Consider the following 25,760-nt stretch of genomic DNA (forward strand, 5'->3'; position numbering starts at 1 on the left):
TTGCTCCCCTATGTTCGATAGCTCGCATTTATTTTCACATAATCATAAGATAAATCGCATCCCCATGCTGTACCAGCACCATTTCCCATATGCATATCAACGAAAATTTGGATAAAATCCTCTTTTAAGTATTCTGTCGCTTTCTCTTCAGAAAATGGGATGATTTCACTTTTATCAAGCATCTTCACTGTACCTATCGAAATCGTAACCTGTTCTGTCTTTGCTTTCGTATCTGCTTGCCCAATCGCTCCAATGATTCTCCCCCAGTTAGCATCTGCCCCAAAGATGGCCGTTTTCACTAGATTTGAACCAACAATTTGCTTTGCGATCTTACGTGCATCATATTCATCGAATGCCCCAGTTACATTAACCTCTACAAGTTTGGTCGCTCCTTCTCCATCTTTTGCGATCTGCTTTGCTAAGCTTTCGCAAGTGTTATTTAGGAGTTGAACAAACACGGGCCATTCGGGATGTTCTGGTGACAAAGATTGATTTTCAGCTAAACCATTCGCCATCACTAACACCATATCATTTGTTGATGTATCTCCATCTACTGTAATTTGGTTAAATGTATAATTGGTTACTTCTTTTAGAGCCAGCTGCAAATTTTCAGAAGAAATATGCGCATCAGTCGTAATAAAACCAAGCATCGTCGCCATATTTGGATGAATCATTCCAGAACCTTTTGCTGCTCCCCCCATATGAACCATCTTTCCATTGATCTCCGCTTTAAATCCGCATTTCTTCATACATGTATCGGTTGTTAGAATAGCCGTCTGAAAATCTTCCGCATGCGCTGAAGCCGTGCCTAACTGAATTTGCTCGATTCCTGCTTTGATTTTATCCATTTTCAAATATTCACCGATGACTCCAGTTGATGCAACAGCGACTAAATGCTCCTCCACTTGAACCTTTTGCGCGGCAAATTCTCTCATCTCATAAGCATCTTTTAAACCTTGCTCCCCAGTACAAGCATTGGCACAAGCGCTGTTAACAACTAATGCTTGAAGCATCCCGCTATTGGTTAGACTATCTTTTGTTACCGCAATTGGCGCTGCTTGAAAATCGTGCAATGTATATACCGCCGCACTATGAGCTGGAACCTCACTATAAATTAGGCCAACATCCTTTTTGGCGTATCGTAGTCCAGCATGTGTACCACCGGTGTGGAATCCTTTCGGTGATAATATGCTCCCATTCTCGATTTCTATTATTTTTGACACTTTTGTAAGTGTTCCCACCCGTGTTTCCTCCTTATGTTCGTTTCATCTTTTTAAAGCATTTCAACTAATTACATCATGGATATAGTGGCAGTATCTCTAGACCGGTTGTTTGATTCAATCCAAACATGAGATTGGCATTTTGAACCGCTTGACCTGCTGCCCCTTTCATTAAATTATCAATAACGGAAACGATCGTTAATCTCCCTGTTCGTTGGTCCACATTTACACCAATATCACAGTAATTCGAGCCTTGAACTTCTTTAACAGAAGGATAGGTTCCAAGAGGCCGAATGCGAATAAACGGCTTTTCCTTATAAGCTTCTTCATATAAATCTATCATCTGCTCTGTACTCCAGCTAGATCGGAGTTTGACATAGGTAGTTGTCATGATCCCTCTTGTTATGGGTAATAGATGGGTACTAAATGTGATCGGCTCTACATTCCCATTCCACTGAAGTAATTGTTGTTCAATTTCTGGTGTATGTTGATGTGCGTTAACTTTATAAATCTTAAAATTTTCATTCACTTCTGCATATAAAGAGCCTTTTGATAAAGCCTTTCCAGCCCCAGAAGTTCCTGATTTGCCATCAATGATTATCGTATCAGGGATGATTAATTCTTCTTTAGTCACCGGCGCAAGACCTAATAGTGCTGCAGTAGCATAACATCCAGGATTAGCAATAAGCTTTGCCTCACTTATTGGTTTTTCATTCCATTCACTTAATCCATATACTGCTTCTTTAACAACGGAATGATTGGCTGTCGTTTTTTTATACCAAGTTTCATATTCACCTTCCGTTTTCAAGCGAAGATCACCTGATAAATCAATGACTCTTATATGTTGATTCGAAAATTGCTCAACTAGTTTACTAGAAACCCCTGAAGGTGTGGCAAGAAATACGAGATCACTATTTTTTGAGATTTCTTCTATATCAATCCTTTCCATTTGATTCCCGATAATCTGAAAAAGATGCGGGTACTCATGCCATATTGGAACTTCATCCTTCGTGGAATGAATGGAATGTATTTTGAATACAGGATGACTATGCAAAATCCGAAGTAATTCAACACCTCCATATCCTGTCGTTCCTATAATAGATATCTTCATCCTTAACTCCTTCCTCATTACATTTATGTATATTTAATCACCAATATTTATTTTTATAAATTTTATGTTGTTCTTATTATAAGAACTCACATCATTAAAAGCAACCCGTTTTTTGAAATACAAGGCACTTTTCTAAAAATTTGTGATAATCAAATCGTTCAGGTACAAGAAATAAACAAATCACCTATACTCTTTTTAAAGAAGAATAATACAGCCATAGAACGATATCGGGGCGTTTAAATGTCGGCTTTTGGACATTTACAAAAAACTATTTACACACATAATGAAAATATGGGTCGTATAGACTGTAAGTGCTTTTAAATTGGTTGACTACACCTATTTTTATTTCTAAACTGTTGGTAGGGAGAGTTTTTTGCCTCAGAAAAGGGGGTAAACGCATGCAAGCTTTTACGAAAATATCCACCGAACTTCAATCCCTTTTAGAAACAGTCCATCATATTCGTAAAATCGAAAAAGGGACTTATCTTTTTCAAGAGGGTAGTAAGGCGAATGAACTATTCGTTGTAATAACTGGTAAGATTCAAATGAGCAAAATGATTCCAGATGGTCGGGAACTTACGTTGAGGATGGCTTCAGAAGGAGACCTCATTGGTGAACTTTCCTTATTTTGCTCTGCCCAAGCACATATGCAAAATGCTAAAGTGATCGAAAGTGGCGAAGTGGCCGTAATTTTTAAGAGTGACTTAGAAAAGAAACTCGGTGAAGATCATTCGATTGCGTTAGAGTTTATGAAATGGATGAGTCAGGAACATCGGAAGACACAGACAAAGTTTCGCGATCTTGTTTTACATGGAAAAAAAGGGGCTCTATACTCAACTTTAATTCGTCTTTCCAATAGTTACGGTGTCCATACGAAAGAAGGAATTATGATTGATACCCCAATGACTAATCAAGAATTAGCCAATTTTTGTGGGACTTCCCGTGAGGTGGTTAATCGCCTTTTAAGCGAATTACGCAAAACGGAGATTATTAGTATTGATAAAGGAATTATTACGATTCATGATTTAGATTATATAAAACTAGAAATTGATTGCGAGAATTGTCCTATTGATATTTGTAATATTGAGTAGCGAAAGATTTTGCAATGTAAAAAGGATCTCAATTTGTGTTGAGATCCCTTTTTTAGTCTATTCAAATGTATGGCGATATGGTGGGGCGATTTTCGCTCCAGGGTCTGAGCCTCTTCCACTTATAGGTCTTAATTTATAGCAAGGACTATCACTATAAAGAAGAGCGCTGCGTTGACGATTTCGAGTATACCTACTTGTTTCATCGTATACGGCTTCCCGTAAAAGTAGATGGCGCGGATTAAGCTTGGGATGTAGGATATGGCGACGATCCAATATCCGATGATGAGAAAAGCGATGGGAACGATGGCATGATAAATCCAAGAAATCCATTTGTAAGTGACATTTTTCTTTTCACGAATCATAGTTTTCACATAAAAAGTGGAGCCGACAAAAAAGAGGATTGATGTGATAAACACAAGAATCGTTCCCGAATTCATTTCCCCATTTGGTAGGAAGCCACTGGCCAATCCCCCGATTGCAAAAACAAGAATTGCACTAAAATCATTCCATAAATTACGGTCTTGCTTCTTTTTTGAAAAATAGACGTTAATGACAAAAAACGGGAGCATCAATAGTCCAAAAACAGCTATACTGGGTCTTGCCCATAAAGGAATCATTAAAAGTAGTAATGCGGGAATCAAGTAGATCACAGTCCACTTGCGGTAAAAGGAGACTTTCTTGCCTTTGACCATTTGGAGCATCGGAAATGTAGCCAAATATAATAAAAGCCATCCCATAAATAAAGGGATCTGTTGCCATCTGAACCCAGATGCTACAACTGAGAGCCAAAACGGTATGATTAACATGGCCCATGCACCATGCTGCTTCGGTAAGAATAATTTCATAAAAAAACACTCCTTCTCTTTTCCTATCTTAACAATAACGATAGGAGAAATGAAACGGAGTGAAAGACATCACTTATTTTGGTTTAGTCACAAAATTTTCATTTAAGACCTGTCCGAATTGATTTCGACCAACTTCGTTTAAAAAGAAGTTTAGGTCCTTGTAAAACTCCAATATATTTTGAAAAAGACAATGCTAATAACATCGTCAATAATAATAAGAAATGTGTCTGTGAAAGAATGGAAATACTTCCAATTAAATCGAGATCAGGATCCAAGATGACTAAACTTTTTACCCAATAAAATAGTTTTTCTGGATCGCCGGTTATACTGTAGAATACAACTACACCGATGCCTGAAAGAAGACTTAAAGCCATCAGTACAAGGATGATTCGATTCACTACTGAACCAAGTTTATAAAGGAATTTCATTTCCTCTTGGACCGAACGCCCATTAACTCGCCAGATAAGTGCCATCCCCAAGACCGCAACGACCACATACGGATAAATTAACCAAATTATAATTTGTAGCAAGTCCATTCTTCTCTCTCCCCACTGCTCATAAAAGCCCTTACATCAATATTAGTAAGAGAGAGAAAAGAATTCAGTGATAAATGTTACGTTTATGACAATTTAATTAACATTTTTCGACTATTTTTTGAACGAAAGATAATTTACTAACCATTTAAGTCCTTCGGGATCATTGATGGTAAATTTCTTAAGTCCCTGATACTCTTTCGTTTCGTTCATAAGTTCCTTGTCCCAAAAGAAAATAACCTTACTATTTTCCAACTTCATTAATAAATCGAGATCATCCCTTGTACGAATCAGTACCGCTTTTGGGTAAGGTTCTCTCTTATGCCCTTCAATCAAGATAATATCAGGCTGAAAAAATGAGAGGAGCTGCAACTTTTCTGGAAGAGACCACATTTTCCTTTCAGCATGTAATAGCAAATGTCCATCACCTTCTACAAGTGAAGCAACGGCACCTGCTTTTAAATGTTGATGGGAGTCCTTGCCATCTTGAAAATCGGGTTTCCCACCATGTCCGTGGTGCTTTAAGGTCACGACAGAGAGATTACTCTTCTGAAGTTGCTCAAGCAATTTTTTAATAAAAGTTGTTTTTCCACTATTTTGATATCCAGCGATTTGAAAAATCGTCGCTTCTACCACGGCCACTCGCTTCCTTCATGGTCTTCAAGCAATAATACATCCACTTCGTCGCCAGCCATAAAACCTCTAGTCCCGCCAGGTAAGACGGTTAAAGAATTGGCGCCAGCAAGACTCATAACAATATTCGATTTATCTAACCCACTCGGTGTGACAATTAGTTTCCCATCTTTAACAGATAAACTGCTTCGAACAAATCGGGTGAATGGGTTCGCTTTTGAAAAATCAACATCTAGAACGGCTTTTTCTTTCCGCAAATGCGGTTTCGGTGAATACAGCATTTTTCGAATAACTGGTCTTGCAAAAAGTTCAAACCCGACATAACAGGCAGATGGATTTCCTGATAAACCAAAGAGAATTTTGCCGCCAAATTGGGCAACTGTTGTCACACTCCCAGGACGCATGCTGACCTTATTAAATAACACGGTTGCATCAAGCTTTTCATAAATAGCAGGTAGATAATCGAAATCTCCAACTGAGACGCCACCGGTCGTCACAAGCATATCAACTTTATCTATCGCTTCCTTCACTGCTTCAAAACAAGTATCAAAATCATCAGGTAAGGTTCCAAAATATTGAACCTCAGCACCTGCGCGTTCAATTTGGGCACTAATCATGTAAGAATTGCTGTTCCTAATTTTTCCTGGTTGTAACGGCTCGTCTACCGCTAATAATTCTGTGCCTGTTGCGAAAAGTCCGACTTTTGGTTTCTTCGCAACACGAACCTTTGCATAGCCAAAAGTGGCAAGCATCGCTTGAATACCAGGATTTATTTTTGTTCCTTTTTCGACTAAAACTTCACCTGTTTTTGCATCTTCCCCACGGCGAGATACATTTTCACCAGGTTTGTGCTTTCGCTTTGTGCTCATATATGCCTTGCCATCCTTGATATAATCTTTGGCAAGTTCAAGCATGATCACACAATCGCATGAAGATGGCATTTGTGCACCAGTCATAATTCTGACCGCTTGAAAAGGGCCTACAACCTTATCGGAAACAAGCCCTGCTCCGATATGATCGACTACCTCAAATTCGATCGGGTTCTCTCGATTTGCCTCCTCTGTATCGATGGATCTTACAGCATAGCCATCATAAGGTGCACGATCAAAATGTGGAACATCATTCGTTGCAAGGAGATCTTCTGATAAGTAACGGCCGTAACTTTCATTGACAGATACATATTCAGATTTTCCTTCTATCCGATTTGCCATAATACTTGAAACTGCTTCCCCGATAGGGATTGGTTTTCTGAATTCTACCATTTCAACCACTCCATAAATGTACGTTAATTTCATTTTGACACAGTTAACCTATGAGAAACATCGATAACTGTATATACTCTATTATAAGCGTACATAAATATGTTCTACAGGACAAATATCACAATATTGTGATGTTCTAGTTTTCATTATTCTCACGTTAGTAAATTTGTCATCCCTATGCTTGTATCATTCCCTGATTTTTCAACTGACTCACTCCGTTTGCCAGCTTATCATCGACTACTTGCGCATCTTCGATATGCTTCACAATTAGCCCTTCTATTTCATCAAAAATTCGACTGGTTAAGTTGACTTCATTTAACGTATTTTCACAATAAGTATTTTGCCTTACTATAATCGCACTTGCATTATTCACTTTTGCTTTTACGTCTCCAATAATTTGTGTCACTTCATTCATTTTTTCAGTTGTCCTTTCACTTAAGGCAATACCAGTGTGGACAAGTTCAAAACATTCTTTTGTATTTTTTACGGCCCTGCCAATATCAGCTTGAAAACTTTTTGTTAGTTCCATAATATTATGTGAACTTGCTGACGTTTCTTCTGCTAATTTTCTCACTTCCTCAGCCACAACAGCAAATCCTTTTCCATATTCACCTGCCCGTGCCGCTTCAATCGATGCATTTAAAGCTAGTAGATTCGTTTGTTCTGCAATTCCTTTTATTAAAAAAACGATGTCATCAATCTCTTTGGAGCGCTCTCCAACCGTTAAAATAGAATCCATATTTGTTTTAATTTCCCCGCCAAGATTTTGCATAAGTCCTTCTAAATCTTTGACGATGCTTTGACCTTCATCTCCTTTTGCCATGAGAACATCGGCGGATTCATGTAATTCCATTCCCGTTTCATTTAATTGATTGGCGCACTGTCTCGAGCCATTTACTAACTCACTTACCGTTTCAAAATGCTCTTTAATTTGTTCCACTAACTTTCCAAGCATACCGTGTTGATCATTCACCGATCCATGCTGTTCGATTGTAGTAACCAATTCATTTTGAAGCTCGCTCATAAATAATGCTATCGCTTCTTCCTTCTCAACTACTTCTTTTTTCAAATGATTTATTTCACTCATCAGTTGTTGATTCTCAATTCGTAATTTCTTCACCTGGCGATTTTTAAACATCTTTCCTTCCCCCATACCTTTCATTAGCTCTTTCATTCAATCTTGTCATATTATGAAGTTCACTTTAGTGATATAAGTCACATAGTTTCCGTTATAAGAAAACAAAAAGCTGACTGCAAAAAGTCTACTTTCAGACTTTTTGAGCCAGCGCTTTTATCCGCCTATATAAGACATTTCGATTTTTTTACGATTGGCAACTGTTTCTGCTGTTCTCAAATCAGAGTAACGATCATCTCTTCCATTCCAAATTTCACAAATTCGCTCGGCTAGTTGTTTATTATCAACACCAGTGCGCATAAAATCTCTTAAATCATGGCCATTTCCATTAAATAAACATGTATAGATTTTCCCATCTGCTGAAAGTCTTGAGCGTGTGCAACTTGAACAAAATGACTCTGATACTGAGGTGATAAAGCCAACGTCAATATCTGTTCCCTCGTAGCGATAACGCTTCGCGACTTCCCCATAATAGTCTGGATCAACTGGTTCTAATGAGTAATGTTCTTTCAGAATGGTATAAATTTCTTTTTTTGTAACGACATCATCCATTTTCCAACCATTGGAACTACCTACATCCATGAATTCAATATAGCGTAACTGCAAGCCATTATCCTTACAATATTGGGCCATTGGGATGATTTCTGAATCATTCAAGCCTTTTTTCACGACCATATTTATTTTCACGCCTAGTCCTGCTTCTTGTGCAGCCTTTATCCCTTTTAGAATTGGCCCTACTCCTACATTTCGCCCATTGATTTGGCCGAATAACTCATCTTTCAAACTATCTAAGCTAATATTTACACGTTTTAGTCCAGCTGCCTTTAATTCCTTTGCATATTTAGGTAATAGAACTCCATTTGTGGTAAGTCCAATGTCCTTTAAGTTTTCTATTTTAGATAGCAACTCGATTAAGTACGGAAGATCCTTTCGTAACAAAGGTTCCCCCCCTGTTAAACGAATTTTCTCGACACCTAATTCTACAAAAAGCTTAGCTAGTCTTTCAATTTCCTCGTAAGACAATAATTCACTCTTAGGTAAAAACGCAAAATCTGGACCGTAGATTTCAGCTGGCATACAATACTGGCAGCGGAAATTACATCGATCTATTACAGAAATTCGCAAATCTCTCAATGGTCTATTTAGTTTATCTTTCACCTTCGCCAATCCCATCAACTCCATAATATAGAGTGTTTTTCTATTATATTAACAATTGCTTAATTCGATTACTGTTACCTTTCTCACTAAGAAACGCTTCCTATTGCTATTACATCATAAAACCTAAATTTATAGTGCTAAATTAACTTATTGTCATAAACTTGTCATCAACTTGTTAGTTATTCCTATTTTAACACTTTACTTCCTTTTATGCATAAATATCCCATAGTTAGAAAGCTGGTTTTTAATTTCCACTATTTAAAACGTGAACATATTGTTAAATATTATGTGATTCGATTGACACTCCTATATATATGGGGCATCCTTATGGGACAAAGGATTGTTTCTATATCGATTATCGCACATTTATATTGAAATAAAGGGGCGAGTCAAATGACTAACCAATTAAAAGCAACGCATTCTGTAGAATTAAAAGAAATGCTTACTTTCGCCGACAGACGTTTTCAAATAGAAAAAGGGATGTATTTGTATCAAGAAGGAATGGTGGCCAATGAAATTTACATTATTCATTCTGGCAAAGTTCAAATTAGTAAAATTTCTGCAGACGGACGGGAATTATCCTTACGTATATGTGGAGCCAATGACATTTGTGGTGAGCTATCACTGTTTACAAACTCCGCAAAATACATGTTGAACGCTCTTGTCATCGAGGATGCAGAGATTGTGGCCATTAAGAAGGATACCCTCGAAAAAGAAATGTTACAAAATGGTCCACTCGCTTTTGAATTCATGAAATGGATGAGTGATCACTCTAGAAAAACACAAACGAAATTTCGTGATCTTGTGCTTAACGGAAAAAAAGGAGCCCTTTTTTCAACTCTTATTCGAATGACAAACAGTTACGGAGTTCATTTATCAGATGGGATATTGATCGACTTACCGTTAACAAATCAAGAACTTGCCAACTTCTGTGGTACATCTCGTGAAAGCACAAATCGCATCTTAAACGATCTAAAAAAAGAAGAGATTATTTCTGTGCAAAAAGGGAAAATTCTCATCCATGATTTGCAATACTTAAAAGACGAAATTGGTTGCGAAGATTGCCCTGTCATCTATTGCAATATCGAATAGAGTGAGCTTAGCCTCACTCTATTTTTGTTTTAGTCTTAATGCTTTCGGGATATAAACACAGAATGGCTCACTCTCTAAATAGTCTCCAGTCATTGCGTAAGCACGTGAACGAGAACCACCACATACATATCTAAATTCACAAACTCCACATTTACCTTTGTACTTATCAGGATTTCTTAGGTCTTTGAAGATCGGAGACTCTCGGTATATTTCTGATAACGGCTGTTCTTTCACATTTCCTGCCTTAATTGGTAATAGTCCGCTCGGGTAAACATCACCAATATGTGAAATAAAGACAAAACCATTGCCATCATTGACTCCTTTTGGTGCTCTTCCTAATCCATCAATCGAGCCTGTTAAACCTTGCTCGGTCAAAGCATCTAAATATCGAATATCTTCTGCTTGCCCTTTTGCTTCTCGCATCTTTTGTTGAATGAAAACTCTGCGATAATGCTGTGCAGCGGTCGTTTTAATATCAAATTTTACCCGTTTGCTTAAATCGTGAAGCCAGAGAAATACCTTTTCATGTTCAACTGGTGAAATCATGTCGCTTTCTTGTCCCCTACCAGTTGGTACAAGGAAAAAGACACTCCATAAAACGCAATCTAGTTCTTCGATCAACTGGGCCATCTCATTTAAGTATTCGACATTATAACGTGAAATTACCGTGTTGATTTGAATTGGAATTTCCAGTTCGTGCAAATATTTAATTCTTTCCATTGTTAAATCAAAGGAACCCTCTGTCCCTCTAAAATGATCATGAATTTTTGCATTATGTCCATCCAAACTAAATGCCCAGCGTGATAACCCTACTTCTTTCGCTTTTTCAATCGCTTCTTTCGTCACATTCGGGGTAGCACTTGGAGTCATCGATACACGAACACCTTTTTTCACCGCATACTCAGCAATATCAAATACATCTGGACGCATTAATGGATCTCCACCCGTAAAAACGAGCATTGGATTATTCATTTCATATATTTGATCAATTAACGTTTTCCCTTGCTCAAATGTAAGTTCACGTGGATCTCTTTTATATTGCGCTTCTGCCCGACAGTGTAAACATTTTAATTGACATGCCCTCGTTAGTTCCCAAATGACGATAAACGGGTCTTTATGAAAGTCTCTAGTAAATGTCACTTACAAACGACTCCCTTCCAAATTCAATAGGCTTTTATTTCTCTTTTTGTCTAGCCCTTTACGAACAGTATAATCTGTCTGAAAGAATAAAAAAGTGAAGGAGATCACAAATAAGAAAAAAGTAGGGAGCATCCGATGTGTCTAATCTCTGCTCCAACCATCTCTCAGCCTTAAGCGGAATTTTTCCTGTTACCTCCTCGATGGAGTCCCTTTTAGGCGAAATAACGGAAGATTTTCCGCTTATGGAAGGTAAAATCGTTTATTTTGGCATTTTTTCAGTGAATAGCAGGAAATTTTCCTGTTATATCGCCTCTTTTTCATGATGCTTGCTCATTAAGCGGAAATTTTCCTGTTATTTTTCATACTGATACTGCTGTATACGAGCATGAAGTTAAGGGATTTTGTAAATTCCCAGACAATGATAAAAAAAATGAAAGCAAGGTTTCCCCTGCTTTCATTTTGCTATGTTTTAGCGAATTCCTAATGCGATTTTTGCGTATCTTGACATTCTTTCTTTTGACCACGGTGGATTCCAGACGATATTGACTTCTGTTTCTTTGACTTCTGGGATTTCAGCTAGAGCCGCTTTCACTTGGTCAACGATTGTTCCAGCTAATGGGCAGCCCATTGAAGTTAGAGTCATTGTCACGGTTGCGAGTCCCTCTTCAGTTAATTCTACATCATATACTAAACCTAAATTTACAACATCTATTCCAAGCTCTGGGTCCACAACAAGCTCTAGTGCACCCATCATGCTATCTTTTAACTCTTGATCCATTTCGCTCACTCCCTCATTCCTATTTTGTTCCTCTATCTTTCATCTTAGACAAAGAATTCATCGTTTTCAAACGATAACCTTATTCTACTCATTTATTTTAATCATGTAGTGATTTTCATCATCGCTTCATCCTTTACATACCGTTCAAACCAATCGACGAGCTTAAGCACTCCATCTCGGCTTACTTTATGATCTGCCTTTTCATCTGTGATGAAGTGGAGCTTTTCTGGACTATTCTTATAAAGAGGTTTGATGCTTTCATAAAATTGGTATGTATACGTATAAGGAATGACGGGGTCTTTCATTCCATGCCAAAAAAGTAATGGTCTCCCATTCAGTGCTTGCGTATGAATGCTCAGATCATACTTTCTTAAATGCTCGAAAATCGCTTCTTTTTCTTCATCTGAAAAAGGAAGTTCAACCCCTTTTTCTTTCAATTGTTGCAATTGATATTGGGAAAACTTTTCGTAATAGGGCATCCCCATTAAACTCACAGCCGCCTTAATCCACGGATATTGGGTCAATGCTCCTAAAGTGACAATAGCACCCATTGATGTCCCTGCCAAACCAATTTGCTCAGGAATAATTTTATCTTTACTTTCATAATACTCTTTTATTACCTGAAGCTCATCTATCGTTTTCGTAACAATCTCCCAAAATTTCACATTCATTTCCAAAGAATTTAATCCGGCTTGCCTTTCACCATGGTAGATCGATTCAGGTAGTATGACTCGAAATCCCTTCCTTGCTAGGTAATAGGCGTAATGCAAATTATTCTCTTTGACGCTTTCAAATCCATGTACAAACAGAACAAACGGAAGAGAATCATTATTTTTCTCTTGGTCCACGATATGCAATAATGGTATTTCTCCGATGGTTTGATTCTCAATCATAATCAAAGCAGGGTCCCTCCAAACAAAATCTAATTCGTTTACAAAGTATAGCGAAAATTGGTAACCTATAAATACTATTCTTTAAACATTTTCGTAAGGCACATGTCAGTTTTTAAACATTTATGGGAAACCAAACATTCCAATCGAATGCTGTGTTAATCAAGCCTCAATGATTTTTGTAAAGTTTTCCTATATTTTCAGTGTATCATGTAGACTTAGAAATTCCTAAAGCTTTACACTAAGAGTACGAATTGGCAATTATGTGTACAAATACAACATCAGTATGAAGGAGACATTTTATGGCTGAAAAACATTTAATCGCATTAGATCTAGATGGCACTTTGTTAACAGATGAAAAGACCTTATCTGAGGCAACGAAAAAAGTGATTACGAAAGCTAAAGAAGATGGCCATGTCGTGATGATTGCAACAGGCAGACCATTCCGTTCTAGTGAAATGTACTACCATGAACTAAATTTAAATACACCGATCGTAAATTTTAATGGAGCATTTGTTCATCATCCACTTTCAAAAAATTGGGGAGTGTACCATAATCCACTCGATATCAACGTGGCTAAAGATGTAGTAGATGTTTGTTATCAGCACGAGTTCCACAATATCGTTGCTGAGGTCATTGATCAAGTCTATTTCCATTATCATGATGAACGACTTCTGGATGTATTTTCAATGGGAAATCCATCGGTTACAACGGGTGATCTCCGTGAATTTTTAACGGATTCCCCTACAAGTATGCTTATCCATACTGAAGAAGAGCAATTAAAAACAATACGTTCTCACCTTTCCGATGTTCACGCTGAGTTTATTGACCACCGAAGCTGGGCCGCTCCATGGCATGTGATTGAAATTGTTCGCCATGGTTTAAATAAAGCAATCGGAATACAAAAGGTGTCCGATTATATGAACATTCCAAAGGAGCGAATCATCGCATTTGGGGATGAAGATAACGATTTTGAAATGATTGAATATGCCGGCCGCGGAGTCGCCATGGGCAATGCCATTGACCAATTGAAAAATATTGCGAATGATACGACTTTAACGAATGAAGAAGACGGAGTTGCCGTTTATTTAAATGACCTTTTAAATCTGAAAGCACTATAGGTAAAGTGCTAAACCAAAAAACGGTTAGATTAACCAGAATGTTCCCCTTGTATCAAGCAAGAGTTGGAGCATACTAATGACTGAGGCAGCAATGACTTGAACTTTCAAGACGTGCTGTTTCACAAGCTCAAAGGCTGGAGGGATTGCAATGGGTAGAAGTAGCAAATCGAGACGTTTTGTACAACGTGGAGTTGACGCTGTTTCGAAGCATGATGAACGCATTCCTTATCACACCACCTATGCAGAGGCAGAGGCTCAGAAGATGGCAAATGTAAAAGACTCCTCATTAGGAGGAATTTAAATGGCAAATCGTCTTTTTATTGAAGCAAGAAATGCAGTAGACCTTGCTAAAAACGCGACTGGTAGTGGACAATATACGGCTATAGATCGTGCTAGAAATGCCATTTCTTCTGCATTTGCCAATTCGACTATGGCTGAACAACGACAATTAAGTCAACTGCAAAATGAGCTTGATCAATTAACATAAAATAAAAAGCTGGCCCTAGCGCCAGCTTTCTTATTTTTGTTCCAAAACGACAGGATAGGAATGAAGAATTCTTCCATTGTCATCTTTTTCATATAAATGAAGGATGAGAGTAGCATTTTCAGGAAGCTTCTCTGGCGGAAGTTTGATGTTAATTTGAAACTGAGCTGATTTTTTCGATAACGACAGTACGGTTTCGGTTATGTATTGGTAATGTCCATCTTCAACAGTATAAAAAATCTGCCCTTCCTTCGTATTTGCCTCTCCTGTAACTGTATAGCTTCCTCCTTCCCCTTTTACCTGCACATTTTGAAAAATACTTTTTTCAGATGCCTCCTGCACATCCCCTGATACGAAATTCACTAAAAAAGGAATGAAGAATAAATAAGCTATTTTTTTTAGCATCGCATGTCCTCCTATTCATATTTGGTCTTTTACGAAAAAAACACAATCAATGCATTTATAAAAATATACAAGCCGTTTTCCTTTTTCATTCGTATTTAATCTCTGCGAAAGAATCCAAAAATACCCGTTGTTTGTACAATATTGGTGAAGGCATGTGGATCGACTTCTTTAATGATTTGCTCTAGTTCAAATAACTCATATCGCGTGATGACGATGATGATCATGTCCTTCTCTTCTTTCGTGAAAGCTCCTTTTGCCGGAATCATGGTAATTCCTCTAACCATTCTCGAATGAATTGCTTTTGTTAGCTCCTCAGATTTCTTTGTTACAATCATGGCAGTTAGCTTTTCATGCCTTGTATGAATGGCGTCAATGACTCTCGTAGAAGCATAAAGTGTGACAAGTGTATACAAAGCCTTTTCCCAACCGTATAAAAAACCTGCAGTAACAATAATTAATCCATTTAAGGTGAAAAAATAAGTTCCAACAGGGCGGTCATTCATTCTAGAAAGAACCATGGCGATAATATCTAAACCACCGGTAGAGGCGCCCCATTTCAACGTAAAACCGATTCCTACTGCGGATATAACACCTCCAAAAACAGCATTTAAAAGAATATCTGAGGAGAGCTGATAAATTGGAATTATTTCTAAAAATATAGACATTAACGCGACACTAATAAAACTATATAGTGTAAAGGATTTCCCCACCTTTAGCCAACCTAAAAGAGTGACAGGTACGTTTAATAGAAATAACAGAATTCCGGTCGATATATTGCCACCAAATATACTTGAGAGTAACTGTGCTGTACCAGTGAAGCCACTTGCATACACATTTGCAGGAATTAAAAATAAGTTCATCGCAATCGCATTTAATAAGGCCCCGATAATAACGACGATAATTTTTTTCGCATGAAGCAGGATGATCATCTCCCTTTTCATTATTTGTCGAACGTATACTTCTATTATTTCATTTCCCTAATTTCTTTAACCAAACCTTTTCGTCGACCCATTTTACTAGTATTGATTGAGTTTTTCTTTTAAATTCTATAAACTAAAAGAAATGACTTGAAAGCAGGTGTGGTCTATGTCAGTAAAAATCTTAGCTGACAGTGCTTGTGATTTGCCATTAAGTTTTTACGAAGAAAATGGCGTCACTCTTTTTCCTCTTGGAGTGCACTTAGGTGAACAGGAGTATGAAGATTTACTTACGATCGATCCTTCGACCGTATATAAGGCAATTCGCTCAGGGGAAATGCCAAAGACTTCTCAAGTCTCCCCTTTAAAATTTGAGGAATATTTTAAAGAAATGGCAAAGAACAAAGAAGAAGGGATCTATATCGCCTTTTCATCTCAGCTATCTGGTACTTACCAAACAGCCGTTATGATTCGCAATCAGGTGAAAGAAGAATTCCCCGACTTTAACTTAACGATTATAGATTCAAAATGTGCATCTTTAGGATGTGGATTGGTTGTCATGGAAGCGCAAAAACTTGCTGCTAGTGGTGCCTCCTTAGAAGCAATCGAAAAAGATGTTACATTCCGTTGCGAGCATATGGAACATTTATTTACCGTAGATGATCTCAATCATTTAGCCAAAGGCGGCAGACTTTCCAAAGGCTCTGCATTTTTGGGTGGACTTTTAAACATTAAACCTTTATTAAATATGGAAAACGGCAAACTTGTGCCAATCGAAAAACATCGTGGACAGAAGAAGCTTCTTCGTAGAATTATTGAAGTAATGAAAGAGCGGGGCCAACAGTTTGAAAAGCAAATTGTTGGGATTAGTCATGCAGATAGTCTTGATTTAGCCCTTGAAATGAAGGAACAAATTAAGACAGAGTTAAATGTTAAAGATGTAGTCATTACTGAAATCGGTGCGTCTGTTGGTTCGCATACTGGACCAGGCACGATCGCTTTCTTTTTCCTTAACGAGTTACCAGCTTAAAACTGGCAAATTTTGAATTACATACTCTTTTTCAAATGACAGAAAATAAAATAACTCTTTAATGGAAAGGAGTATTTTTTGTCATGCCTCATACTTCTGATAACGATAAGAAAGCGCAGGATAACAACGCCTTGCGCCATGAGAAAAATATGATGAGAGAAAAGAATCGTAAAGCCGGTAAAAGGCAATATTCAAAAAAAACAGACCATCTTTAAGAAGCTCTTTTCGCAAACATTGCTGCTTTTGGAAAATAAAAAGTTCATAAAGAGGAGACGAAAAGTGCCGTCGCACATTTAATGTATAGCAGTAACAGTGATAAAGGGGTAAAAACCGGCTTCTGGGTTTCACGAAAAACCACAACCTATACGAAAACAGCCTTAAGTAAAAAAGCTGCCCTCAAAATAGTTGAGGTGCAGCTTTTTTCAGATATCGGCGAAAATCGAAGCCGTTACTCTTTATTGCTCTCTTCCTTCTTCTCATAGGTCCAGCCATCCTCTTGATACACAAGCCCGTCTTTCATCAGCTTTCCAAGCGCTCTTTTAAAAGCACCTTTACTTAAGCCGAAACGTTCCTCAATATCCTCTGGCATGCTCTTGTCGCCATATGGCATCGCACCATTTCTTGACTGTAGATAAGAATAAATTTTCTCAGCATCTTCCCCCAGCGCTTCCTGCTTACGAGGCGTTAAAGAAACATTAATTGTTCCATCCTCTTTCACATCGATAATCCGACCATCTACTTTTTCACCAAGACGTGGTTCAGAACTGCGCTGTGACTCATGAATAAAGCCTTTAAAGCCTTCAGCGGTAAAAATCCAGCTTCCCACCTTCGCCGTACGATAAATATGACCTTGAATATTTTTATTAAAATCAGCACGTGTTGCCTGAATCCTTTTTTCATCAATAATCGGATCGGTTGCAAGTTTAACGTAAATTCGATTATTACGATTCACACGTAAAGTAATATAGAGTAAATCCCCTACAGCTGGCCACACAGTTCTCTTCGTTGGCAAGTCTTCTTCCCCTAAAAGCATATCTTTGTTGATGCCGATATTCAAAAATACTCCGAGTCCTGGCTTTGTATCACTCACCTGTGCCCAGCCATACTCACCTACTCGAATTTCCGGAATCGCCGTCGTCGCCGCTGCCCGACCATGAGAGTCCGCATATAAGAAAACCTCTACCTCGTCTCCCTCTCTCAGTTCAAGATCTGTGTCATTTTCATGTAAAAGAACATCCTCTTCACCATCAGTTAAAAAATATCCGTATTGGGCATATCTTGCCACCGTTAAAGTTACAAGCTGTCCAACGTAATCATTTAAAGCCATTACATACACTCCTCTATTTTACACTTCATACGAAAGTAGTCTTTCCTAAAGTTGTTTGAACTGCTATATTTTACTATAATGGTGCCAAGAAGGGAAATTATACACGTAATTATAGGAGGGCTCATAATGGCAAAGGATAGCTCATTTGACATTGTTTCAAAAGTAGATTTTTCCGAAGTAACGAATGCAATTAATATCACAATGAAAGAAATTTCGACCCGATATGATTTTAAAGGCAGTAAAAGCAAAGTAACGCTTGATAATGAAGAGCTTGTGCTTGTTTCTGATGATGAATACAAGATGGATCAGCTTAAAGATGTTTTGCTTAGCAAAATGATCAAAAGAGGGATACCGATTAAAAATCTTGATTATGGAAAAATTGAAGGTGCTTCTGGTGGAACGGTTCGCCAAAGAGCCAAGCTTGTACAAGGAATAGATAAAGACAATGCTAAAAAAATCAATACCCTCATTAAAAACAGTGGTTTAAAGGTAAAAAGCCAAGTACAGGATGATCAAGTCCGTGTTACAGCGAAAAGTCGTGACGACCTACAAGCGATTATTGCCGCTGTGAGAGAAGCCGATTTATCGATAGATGTTCAATTTGTCAATTATCGTTAAATAGTTGTCATTTAAAAAAAGATGACTTATAATGAAACAAACTTACATATATAGTGAGTGAATTTAACGTATAACACAACATATAGTATCAACCAATAAATAAGGTGTCTAAAATAGACGTAAAAGGGAATCTGGTGTAAGTCCAGAACTGTACCCGCAACTGTAAGTGCGACGAAATAAGGAAAACCACTATCTTTTAGATGGGAAGGCCTTAAAGTAGGAAGAAGCACGAGTCAGGAGACCTGCCTTTTTTATCGCGTCATTATCTTCTTCGGGAGTTGGGAAGGTAAAACGAAGGTGTTTAAGCAAAAAGAGGCAGCCTCTTTCGTCTTAAAAATCATGCGTTTTAACCCATCTTCATTTCATGAAGGTGGGTTTTTTAATGCCCTTCCTCTCACTCGAAAAATAAAGGGAGAGGTTTTAAAAAATGAGTACAATCGTAACAAAAAATGAAAGGGTTCTGGATGCCCTGACCTTAGTGGCCAAAAAATACAATCTTCAAATCGATGAAATCGAGCAACAGCAATATTCAACAGACAACGCTTCATTCAAACAAATGGTCCTTCAGTATGCACTAAACCGGGTCGACATGGTCGAACCAAATTGGACCTTTCTCGCTGCCCAAATGCTTCTGCTCGATCTTTACGAACAAGCAGCAAGTTCTCGCGGCTACGACCCAAGCCAAAAATACGGTGATTTCTATCAACTCATTCAAAAATTAAGTGATATAGGCATTTACTCAAAGGATCTCCTTGAATCCTATAATCAAAAAGAGATTGAGCAATTAGGTCTGGAAATCAATGCTGAAAATGATTCCTTATTTACATACATGGGGTTATTCCTCTTATCTGACCGCTATTTAGCAAGGGATTATAATCAAAATGTATATGAACTTCCACAAGAACGGTTCATGATCATTGCCATGACTCTAATGAAAAACGAACGAAAGGAAAAACGACTTTCCTATGTAAAAGAAGCGTACTGGGCTTTAAGCAACCTATATATGACTGTTGCAACCCCTACCCTCTCAAACGCCGGAAAAAGCTTTGGTCAGCTTTCCTCCTGTTTTATTGACACCGTCGATGATTCACTTGATGGGATTTATTTAAACAATTGGGATATTGCTAGATTAAGTAAAGATGGTGGTGGGATCGGAATCTATTATGGGAAAGTGAGAGCACTAGGATCGGATATTAAGAAATTTAAAGGGAATTCATCTGGAGTCGTCCCATGGATTCGTTTAATTAATGATACGGCCGTTAGTGTCGATCAACTAGGCCAACGCCAAGGTGCTGTTGCGATCTATTTGGATATTTTCCACAAAGATATTATGAATGGTTTTCTCGATTTAAAAACAAATAATGGCGATGAACGCAGAAAAGCCCATGATATTTTCACCGGCGTTTCAATTCCTGATCTTTTCATGAAAAAGGTTGAAGAAGTTGATGAAAACGGAAAAAGCATCGGAGAATGGCATACATTCTGTCCTCATCAAGTGAAGCAAATCATGGGCTGGAAAGACGAAAATGGCATTCCACTCGGACTAGAGGATTTTTACGACGAAACAGATAATCCATTTTTCACGCAAAAATATGAAGAGGCCGTCAACCACCCTCTTCTACCACGAAAAACATACCGTGCGATGGATATTATGGTACGCATCATGGTTGCTCAACTTGAAACGGGCACACCTTATATGTTCTACCGCGATGAGGTCAACAGACAAAATCCGAATAAACATGTATTAGGACATGGAAGAACAGCGATTTTCTGTAGCAATCTTTGCACAGAAATCAGCCAGAATATGTCTAGTACAACGATTCAAAAAGAATTTACAGATGCAGACGGAAATATCGTGATCATCAGAAAACCAGGAGATTTCGTCGTTTGTAATCTCTCATCGATCCATTTGCCAAATGCCATTGGCGCTGAGGTACTTGAGCGTTTGATTTCAATTCAAATGAGAATGCTAGATAACGTGATTGATATAAATGATCTTTCTGTTAAACAAGCAAAGGTCACAAATGAAAAATATCGAGCCGTTGGACTCGGAACATTTGGTTGGCATCATCTACTCGCTTTAAAAGGGATCGAATGGGAAACCGATCAAGCGGTACAATATGCAGATGAAATCTATGAAGAGATTGCCTTCTACACGATTAAAGCGTCAATGGAATTGGCGAAAGAGAAAGGTGCTTATTCGTTATTTAAAGGCTCTGAATGGGAAACAGGAGACTATTTTGCTCGAAAAGGATATACCTCTGCTAGATGGAATGAGTTGCAAAACAACATTCAAGCATACGGAGTTAGAAATGGTTGGATGATGGCTGTCGCTCCTAACTCTTCAACCGCAAAAATTGGGGGCTCAACAGACGGGATCGACCCATTATATGCCCTAGAATATGCAGAAGAAAAGAAAAATTTCAAGTTTAAGGTTACAGCACCAGATCTAAACCATCATACCTATTATTACTATCGTAAAGTTCGGCATGAACTGGATCAGACATGGAGCATTAAGCAAAACGCAGCAAGACAACGGCATATTGATCAAGCCATCAGCTTTAATTTATATGTACGTCACGATATTAAAGCGAAGGAACTTTTAACACTACACCTTTCTGCATGGAAAAATGGTGTCAAAACAACCTATTACGTGCGCAGCACATCACAAACCGAGATTGAAGAATGTGAAGCATGCCATAGCTAAACTTAGAGTGGAACCGAAAGCTAGAGAGGAATTTAAAAACAGCATGGAAGGGAGTCCTCTTTTTTGAATCATACATTAAAAAAAATCAAATTATTAAATCCTGAGTTTCCAAACAAATCGACAGGGATTATTAACGGGAAGGCATCTGGAATATTAAACTGGAATGATATTGCCTATCCACAAATGTACCGCATGTATCAAACTTTGTTAGCGAACTTCTGGAAGGCCCAAGAAATCAATATGCAGGATGATATTAAGCAATGGGATCATTTAAGTTTAGTCGAAAGGGATATATTTTTGCGCGTTAACACTCAGTTAGCATCCCTGGATAGCCTGCAAACACCAACGATGACTCAAGTGATGGATTATGTGACCGATCCGAGCTTTAAAGCGATTTTCGCTGTCATTGCCCAACAGGAGGCAGTTCATAATGAATCATATTCGTATATTTTAAGCTCCTTAATTCCTTTAAGTGAGCAAATTGAACGCTTCAATCAAGCAAAGGATGACCCAATTGTTCGCAAGCGAAATGAAATCATTTTAATCGCTTATGAGAACTTTCGCAACGAACCTACTCCGCAGAATCTCTTTCAATTGGCGGTTCAATCGATTAATTTGGAAGGAATCTATTTTTACGCAGGGTTTGCCTTTTTCTATCATCTTGCAAGGCAGCAAAAAATGTTGAAAACTAGTACGATGATCAGCTATATCCAAAGGGATGAAATGCAACATGCCTACTTCATCGCCCAATTCATCCGGATTTTACTTACCGAAAATCCAGAGCTCAACACGGAGGAAAATATTCAATATGTTTATGATTCAATTTCAACAGCAGTTGAGTTAGAAAAGGAATGGGCAAGACATATTTTACATGAGATTGATGGGATTAGCTTAGAAGAATTCGAGGGCTATGTTGAATACTTAGCTAATAAACGGTTTAGACAATTAGGTTTAGAGAATCACTACGAAGGCAGAGATAATCCAATGCCATGGATTCATGTCTTTAGTGATGAAATGATGAACGAAACGAAGTCTGATTTCTTTGAACAAAAATCAAGGACTTATACGAAAGTCACTGAATCGAATGGCTTTGATGAGCTATGAAACTAGCAATCGTTTATAGCTCTATCTCAGGAAATACGGAGGAACTCGCTCAATTGCTGCTGGAACATTTTAAAAGAAAAGGACTTGACGTTAATTGTTATCGAGTCGAAGAATTCCCAATACATTCCATCTTGAACTTTGATGGTCTTCTAATCGGGACTTATACTTGGGGTGACGGCGAAGTGCCGCTAGAAATGCTGCCACTTTTGCACGAGCTTGCGGGAAATTCACGGAAAAATCTCGTGACTGGGGTGTTCGGTACTGGAGATCGTTTTTATCCTAAGTTTTGTGGGGCAGTTGATGCCTTTCGCGACAGCTTAAAGTATACAACCAATCTTGCTGTTACGTTAAAAATTGAACTCTCACCTCAAAATGTCGATATGGAAAAAATAGGCGTTTTCGTTGAACGAATCGTTGAGCGATTAGGTGTTCCAGTTTAAAACATAAAAATGGAGAAAAACGGGATTGTTTTTCTCCATTTCATTTATTGTTTTCGTGCCCTTTTTTTGACCATCATAAGAAAAATGATAAACAGGACAACAACACCAGCGGTAGCACCTATAAATGGATAGTTAAGTCCTGAATTATCTGCAAGCACATAAATTTCAGCTAAATCTCGATCAATGATAATCTGATAACTTCCATCCTTACTTTTAACCAAATCTCCATTCAAGAGACCGCGAAGTTCTTGTTCACCCTCTAGTTGCTCAGTCAACGTGACAGATTGCGTTTTACTTGTGTTATTGATGGCAATGACCGATGTTTCCCCTTCGTACTCACGCTTATACACCATCATTCCATCTTGTTCATACAGTACGTCCATACTGCCTTTCGTTAACGCTGGAACGTCATGACGAATTTTTGCGATACTTGCAATATAATCAACTAATTCCTTTTCCGTACGAAAATCCATCTGCCTTTGATTATCAGGTTCTTCCCCGCCGTCTAAGGCAATTTCACTTCCATAATAAACAAAAGGAATTCCAGGAGTTGTATATAAGTAAGTTAATGCCATTTTCCACCTTGGACCAGGATGTTCATTTAGCACCACCGAATCCCTTGTAAATCGATGTGTATGGGGATTGTCCATAAATGTAGTCAGCAAATACGGATTTTCATAAAGTTCTTGATTTTGCTCTGCCAGCTCAATAATCGGTTGCAAAGTTTGGTCAGGCTGGGAAAATCCATTTCTTAGCTCTTCATTCGAAATATAATCTACGAAGCCATTAATCCCTGTCTCCTGATATTGTTTTACAACAGCAGGATCCTCTGTCTGAATGTCCCCTAGTAAAAAGAAATCTTCTTTCACGTCTCTCGTTTTCTGGGAAAACTCTTTCCAAAAATCAACTGGCACATGCTCTACGGACTCAAGGCGATAGCCATCAATATTGGTTTCATCGATCCACCATTTTGCTACGTCTACAAAGTATTTTTTTACTTCTGGATTCTCCTGATCTAAAGTTGGCAGCCCATTCACCATTTCTGGAAGAAACCAGTCCTTTTTATCCACTTCTGTTAACCAAGCGTGATTCGGCCCAACATGATTCACATTGAAATCAATGATCATTTTCAAATCGAGCTCATGAGCTTTTTGTACAAGCTCTTTAAATGTTTCAATGGAGCCAAAATGTTCCTCTGTCTTGTAAAAGTCTTTCGTCCAATAGCCATGATATCCATCATCTTCATTGTCAAAAATAGAAGAGAGGCCAATCGTCGTAAAGCCCATTTCTTTTATATAATCAAGGCGGTCCATAATTCCTTGGAAATCACCGCCATGATAGCGATTTGGATCATTGGCATCGACATCAAAATCGATCGAAAAATCACTATTATTAAAACGATCAATCGTTATGTAATAAATAGATTCATCCTGAAAACTGTGCTCTTCTTTTTCTACTGCCCCTACTGGTAGTCCACAAAAAAGAAGTAACGGGATCAAAATGAATAAAATAGACTTTTTCACTCACCGTTCCTCCTAGCATTTTCGGTTTTATATCCCCCGTTTATAAGATTATCGTTAAGTCTAGTTGCCCGTCAACTTTATTCACCTACTAAAATATGCTACGATAGAAGCGAATAATATAGAAAGGTTGTGAGCGATTGATCCTAAAGCCCCGTATCGAATCCCCCGAGTTATTAATTCTTCGATGTTTATCTCCACGGAAACAGTTAGTAGAGAAAGACCACCATTACTATGAAAATCTCGAAAAAGGTTTTGAAGGCGAGAAAAAGTTTGATGAATTACTAGAAACTTTTACAGAAGACTGGCTCTTTTTAAATGGCCTTTTGCTCGAACACAATAATTCCCTTTTTCAAATTGATACCTTAGGCATTTCCCAAGAAGGCTTGTACCTTTTCGATGTAAAATATTACGAAGGTGATATGTCCATCGACGGAGAGCTTTGGAAATATAGCAATGGTACCGTCTTAAAAAATCCGCTTCATCAGCTGCAACGATGCGAATCCCTTCTAAGTAGATTTTTGCAGGATAAAGGGCTGCATTTTCCCATTAAGGCTTATCTTGTTTTTAATCATCCCCACTTTACTCTTTATGGAGCTCCACGAAATCCAACCATTATTCTCCCAACCCAGTTACAGTATTTTATGAAAAAGCTGAAGTCCGTTAAATCCGTACTGAATAGCAGTCATAAAAAGCTAGCTGATATGATTTTGACGGCAAATCTCCCCAGTTACCCAAATGCTTATATTCCGAAATATGAGTACTCCGATCTAACTAGAGGGATTATATGTTCTAGCTGTGGGTCATTTTTAAAATCGAAATCTCATTTTGGAAAATTAACATGTCAACACTGCCTTCATGTAGAACAATTAGATTCTGCGGCTTTACGGAGTTTACGAGAATTTCAAATACTCTTTCCAGAAAGAAAAGTGACGACAAATGCGCTATTTGATTGGTGTAGCCCGATATTGAGTAAGCGACAAGTACAAAAGGTTCTTAGTGAGAACTTTGAACGAAAAGGTCATGGAAAATATTCATATTATGTTTGATTTTTTCAGGAACCGCCCTCGGTAATTCTAGCTGGGGGCATTCTTTCTGCTGTAACGGAGAATTTATTTTAATGAGGATACTTTTTTTCTGGAAAAACAAATCGGGTTTCATGTAACATACTTTCTCTTTCAAACTGCTCTTCTCTTGTC

The 25,760-nt window shown here is 38.0% G+C and carries 27 protein-coding genes and 1 riboswitch; of the genes, 12 read left to right on the forward strand and 15 right to left on the reverse strand.

The features are described 5' to 3' along the window. Nucleotides 1-8: 8 nt before the first annotated feature. Nucleotides 9-1,241 (reverse strand): bifunctional ornithine acetyltransferase/N-acetylglutamate synthase, encoded by a 1,233-nt coding sequence (gene argJ / locus BMSHG_RS04580; RefSeq protein ID WP_019153264.1) that lies wholly within the window; start codon nt 1,239-1,241, stop codon nt 9-11. Between the two features lie 55 nt (nt 1,242-1,296). Continuing rightward, nucleotides 1,297-2,331 carry an N-acetyl-gamma-glutamyl-phosphate reductase gene (gene argC, locus BMSHG_RS04585; RefSeq protein ID WP_019153265.1) on the reverse strand — a complete coding sequence of 345 codons (1,035 nt, stop codon included), beginning with the start codon at nt 2,329-2,331 and terminating at the stop codon, nt 1,297-1,299. Nucleotides 2,332-2,729: 398 nt separating this feature from the next. Here argC and BMSHG_RS04590 point away from each other — a divergent pair, with 398 nt between their 5' ends. Next, entirely contained in the window at nt 2,730-3,422 is a 693-nt protein-coding gene (locus BMSHG_RS04590; RefSeq protein WP_019153266.1) for a Crp/Fnr family transcriptional regulator, read from the forward strand. 128 nt (nt 3,423-3,550) lie between these two features. Here BMSHG_RS04590 and BMSHG_RS04595 read toward each other — a convergent pair whose 3' ends face one another. From BMSHG_RS04595 to moaA, 6 genes are all read right to left on the reverse strand, one after another. Continuing rightward, nucleotides 3,551-4,267 (reverse strand): YwiC-like family protein, encoded by a 717-nt coding sequence (locus tag BMSHG_RS04595; protein ID WP_019153267.1) that lies wholly within the window; start codon nt 4,265-4,267, stop codon nt 3,551-3,553. Between the two features lie 98 nt (nt 4,268-4,365). Then, nucleotides 4,366-4,803, reverse strand: a complete 438-nt coding sequence (locus BMSHG_RS04600; RefSeq protein ID WP_019153268.1) for a respiratory nitrate reductase subunit gamma — start codon at nt 4,801-4,803, stop codon at nt 4,366-4,368. Nucleotides 4,804-4,914: 111 nt separating this feature from the next. Beyond that, entirely contained in the window at nt 4,915-5,442 is a 528-nt protein-coding gene (mobB, locus tag BMSHG_RS04605; RefSeq protein WP_235776308.1) for a molybdopterin-guanine dinucleotide biosynthesis protein B, read from the reverse strand. Beyond that, on the reverse strand, nt 5,430-6,695 hold the full coding sequence (locus BMSHG_RS04610; protein WP_019153270.1) for a molybdopterin molybdotransferase MoeA: 1,266 nt from the start codon (nt 6,693-6,695) through the stop codon (nt 5,430-5,432). The genes mobB and BMSHG_RS04610 overlap by 13 nt, the downstream gene beginning before the upstream one ends. Before the next feature lie 175 nt (nt 6,696-6,870). Further along, complete coding sequence (locus BMSHG_RS04615; protein ID WP_019153271.1) at nt 6,871-7,833, reverse strand: methyl-accepting chemotaxis protein; 963 nt, start codon at nt 7,831-7,833, stop codon at nt 6,871-6,873. Nucleotides 7,834-7,986: 153 nt separating this feature from the next. Continuing rightward, complete coding sequence (gene moaA / locus BMSHG_RS04620) at nt 7,987-9,003, reverse strand: GTP 3',8-cyclase MoaA (protein WP_026073327.1); 1,017 nt, start codon at nt 9,001-9,003, stop codon at nt 7,987-7,989. 378 nt (nt 9,004-9,381) lie between these two features. On the opposite strand from moaA, the gene BMSHG_RS04625 reads away from it, so the two are divergent. Further along, nucleotides 9,382-10,080 carry a Crp/Fnr family transcriptional regulator gene (locus BMSHG_RS04625; protein WP_019153273.1) on the forward strand — a complete coding sequence of 233 codons (699 nt, stop codon included), beginning with the start codon at nt 9,382-9,384 and terminating at the stop codon, nt 10,078-10,080. An 18-nt stretch (nt 10,081-10,098) separates the two neighbouring features. On the opposite strand, the gene BMSHG_RS04630 is transcribed toward BMSHG_RS04625, so the two are convergent. The 3 genes from BMSHG_RS04630 to BMSHG_RS04640 all read right to left on the reverse strand — a co-directional run bounded on the left by BMSHG_RS04630 (nt 10,099) and on the right by BMSHG_RS04640 (nt 12,897). Further along, the gene (locus BMSHG_RS04630) at nt 10,099-11,220 is read right to left on the reverse strand and encodes a TIGR04053 family radical SAM/SPASM domain-containing protein (protein ID WP_019153274.1); all 1,122 of its coding nucleotides are present in this window, start codon (nt 11,218-11,220) and stop codon (nt 10,099-10,101) included. Between the two features lie 469 nt (nt 11,221-11,689). Further along, nucleotides 11,690-11,998 (reverse strand): metal-sulfur cluster assembly factor, encoded by a 309-nt coding sequence (locus BMSHG_RS04635; protein WP_019153275.1) that lies wholly within the window; start codon nt 11,996-11,998, stop codon nt 11,690-11,692. A 101-nt stretch (nt 11,999-12,099) separates the two neighbouring features. Continuing rightward, nucleotides 12,100-12,897, reverse strand: coding sequence for an alpha/beta fold hydrolase (locus BMSHG_RS04640; protein ID WP_019153276.1), 798 nt, complete (start codon nt 12,895-12,897; stop codon nt 12,100-12,102). 293 nt (nt 12,898-13,190) lie between these two features. On the opposite strand from BMSHG_RS04640, the gene BMSHG_RS04645 reads away from it, so the two are divergent. The 3 genes from BMSHG_RS04645 to BMSHG_RS04655 all read left to right on the forward strand — a co-directional run bounded on the left by BMSHG_RS04645 (nt 13,191) and on the right by BMSHG_RS04655 (nt 14,496). Then, on the forward strand, nt 13,191-14,009 hold the full coding sequence (locus BMSHG_RS04645) for a Cof-type HAD-IIB family hydrolase (RefSeq protein ID WP_019153277.1): 819 nt from the start codon (nt 13,191-13,193) through the stop codon (nt 14,007-14,009). A gap of 148 nt (nt 14,010-14,157) precedes the next feature. Next, nucleotides 14,158-14,310, forward strand: coding sequence for a hypothetical protein (locus tag BMSHG_RS28655; RefSeq protein ID WP_019153278.1), 153 nt, complete (start codon nt 14,158-14,160; stop codon nt 14,308-14,310). Further along, entirely contained in the window at nt 14,311-14,496 is a 186-nt protein-coding gene (locus BMSHG_RS04655) for a DUF3813 domain-containing protein (RefSeq protein WP_019153279.1), read from the forward strand. Between the two features lie 30 nt (nt 14,497-14,526). On the opposite strand, the gene BMSHG_RS04660 is transcribed toward BMSHG_RS04655, so the two are convergent. Together BMSHG_RS04660 and BMSHG_RS04665 are read right to left on the reverse strand one after the other, a co-directional pair. Continuing rightward, entirely contained in the window at nt 14,527-14,898 is a 372-nt protein-coding gene (locus tag BMSHG_RS04660) for a hypothetical protein (RefSeq protein ID WP_019153280.1), read from the reverse strand. A gap of 95 nt (nt 14,899-14,993) precedes the next feature. After that, nucleotides 14,994-15,827 (reverse strand): YitT family protein, encoded by an 834-nt coding sequence (locus tag BMSHG_RS04665; RefSeq protein WP_019153281.1) that lies wholly within the window; start codon nt 15,825-15,827, stop codon nt 14,994-14,996. A gap of 157 nt (nt 15,828-15,984) precedes the next feature. Here BMSHG_RS04665 and BMSHG_RS04670 point away from each other — a divergent pair, with 157 nt between their 5' ends. Then, entirely contained in the window at nt 15,985-16,845 is an 861-nt protein-coding gene (locus BMSHG_RS04670) for a DegV family protein (protein WP_019153282.1), read from the forward strand. 83 nt (nt 16,846-16,928) lie between these two features. Then, nucleotides 16,929-17,060 (forward strand): DUF3941 domain-containing protein, encoded by a 132-nt coding sequence (locus BMSHG_RS27365; protein WP_019153283.1) that lies wholly within the window; start codon nt 16,929-16,931, stop codon nt 17,058-17,060. 233 nt (nt 17,061-17,293) lie between these two features. On the opposite strand, the gene BMSHG_RS04680 is transcribed toward BMSHG_RS27365, so the two are convergent. Beyond that, nucleotides 17,294-18,172 (reverse strand): CvfB family protein, encoded by an 879-nt coding sequence (locus BMSHG_RS04680; protein WP_019153284.1) that lies wholly within the window; start codon nt 18,170-18,172, stop codon nt 17,294-17,296. A 126-nt stretch (nt 18,173-18,298) separates the two neighbouring features. Here BMSHG_RS04680 and BMSHG_RS04685 point away from each other — a divergent pair, with 126 nt between their 5' ends. The 4 genes from BMSHG_RS04685 to BMSHG_RS04705 all read left to right on the forward strand — a co-directional run bounded on the left by BMSHG_RS04685 (nt 18,299) and on the right by BMSHG_RS04705 (nt 23,041). Beyond that, nucleotides 18,299-18,790 carry a YajQ family cyclic di-GMP-binding protein gene (locus BMSHG_RS04685; RefSeq protein ID WP_019153285.1) on the forward strand — a complete coding sequence of 164 codons (492 nt, stop codon included), beginning with the start codon at nt 18,299-18,301 and terminating at the stop codon, nt 18,788-18,790. Nucleotides 18,791-18,875: 85 nt separating this feature from the next. Then, nucleotides 18,876-19,054: riboswitch (cobalamin riboswitch) on the forward strand. Between the two features lie 163 nt (nt 19,055-19,217). Further along, nucleotides 19,218-21,497 (forward strand): ribonucleoside-diphosphate reductase subunit alpha, encoded by a 2,280-nt coding sequence (locus BMSHG_RS04695; RefSeq protein ID WP_019153287.1) that lies wholly within the window; start codon nt 19,218-19,220, stop codon nt 21,495-21,497. A 63-nt stretch (nt 21,498-21,560) separates the two neighbouring features. Beyond that, complete coding sequence (locus BMSHG_RS04700) at nt 21,561-22,601, forward strand: ribonucleotide-diphosphate reductase subunit beta (RefSeq protein WP_019153288.1); 1,041 nt, start codon at nt 21,561-21,563, stop codon at nt 22,599-22,601. Further along, nucleotides 22,598-23,041, forward strand: coding sequence for a flavodoxin domain-containing protein (locus BMSHG_RS04705; protein ID WP_019153289.1), 444 nt, complete (start codon nt 22,598-22,600; stop codon nt 23,039-23,041). Before BMSHG_RS04700 ends, BMSHG_RS04705 begins: the two co-directional genes overlap by 4 nt. A 44-nt stretch (nt 23,042-23,085) precedes the next feature. Here BMSHG_RS04705 and BMSHG_RS04710 read toward each other — a convergent pair whose 3' ends face one another. Continuing rightward, on the reverse strand, nt 23,086-24,564 hold the full coding sequence (locus tag BMSHG_RS04710) for an alpha-amylase family glycosyl hydrolase (RefSeq protein WP_019153290.1): 1,479 nt from the start codon (nt 24,562-24,564) through the stop codon (nt 23,086-23,088). A gap of 137 nt (nt 24,565-24,701) precedes the next feature. On the opposite strand from BMSHG_RS04710, the gene BMSHG_RS04715 reads away from it, so the two are divergent. Then, a complete protein-coding gene (locus BMSHG_RS04715) occupies nt 24,702-25,610 on the forward strand; it encodes a nuclease-related domain-containing protein (protein WP_019153291.1) in 909 nt (302 codons plus the stop codon). Nucleotides 25,611-25,760 lie beyond the last annotated feature (150 nt).

This window comes from Robertmurraya massiliosenegalensis JC6 (assembly GCF_000311725.1).
Taxonomy (GTDB): domain Bacteria; phylum Bacillota; class Bacilli; order Bacillales; family Cytobacillaceae; genus Robertmurraya; species Robertmurraya massiliosenegalensis.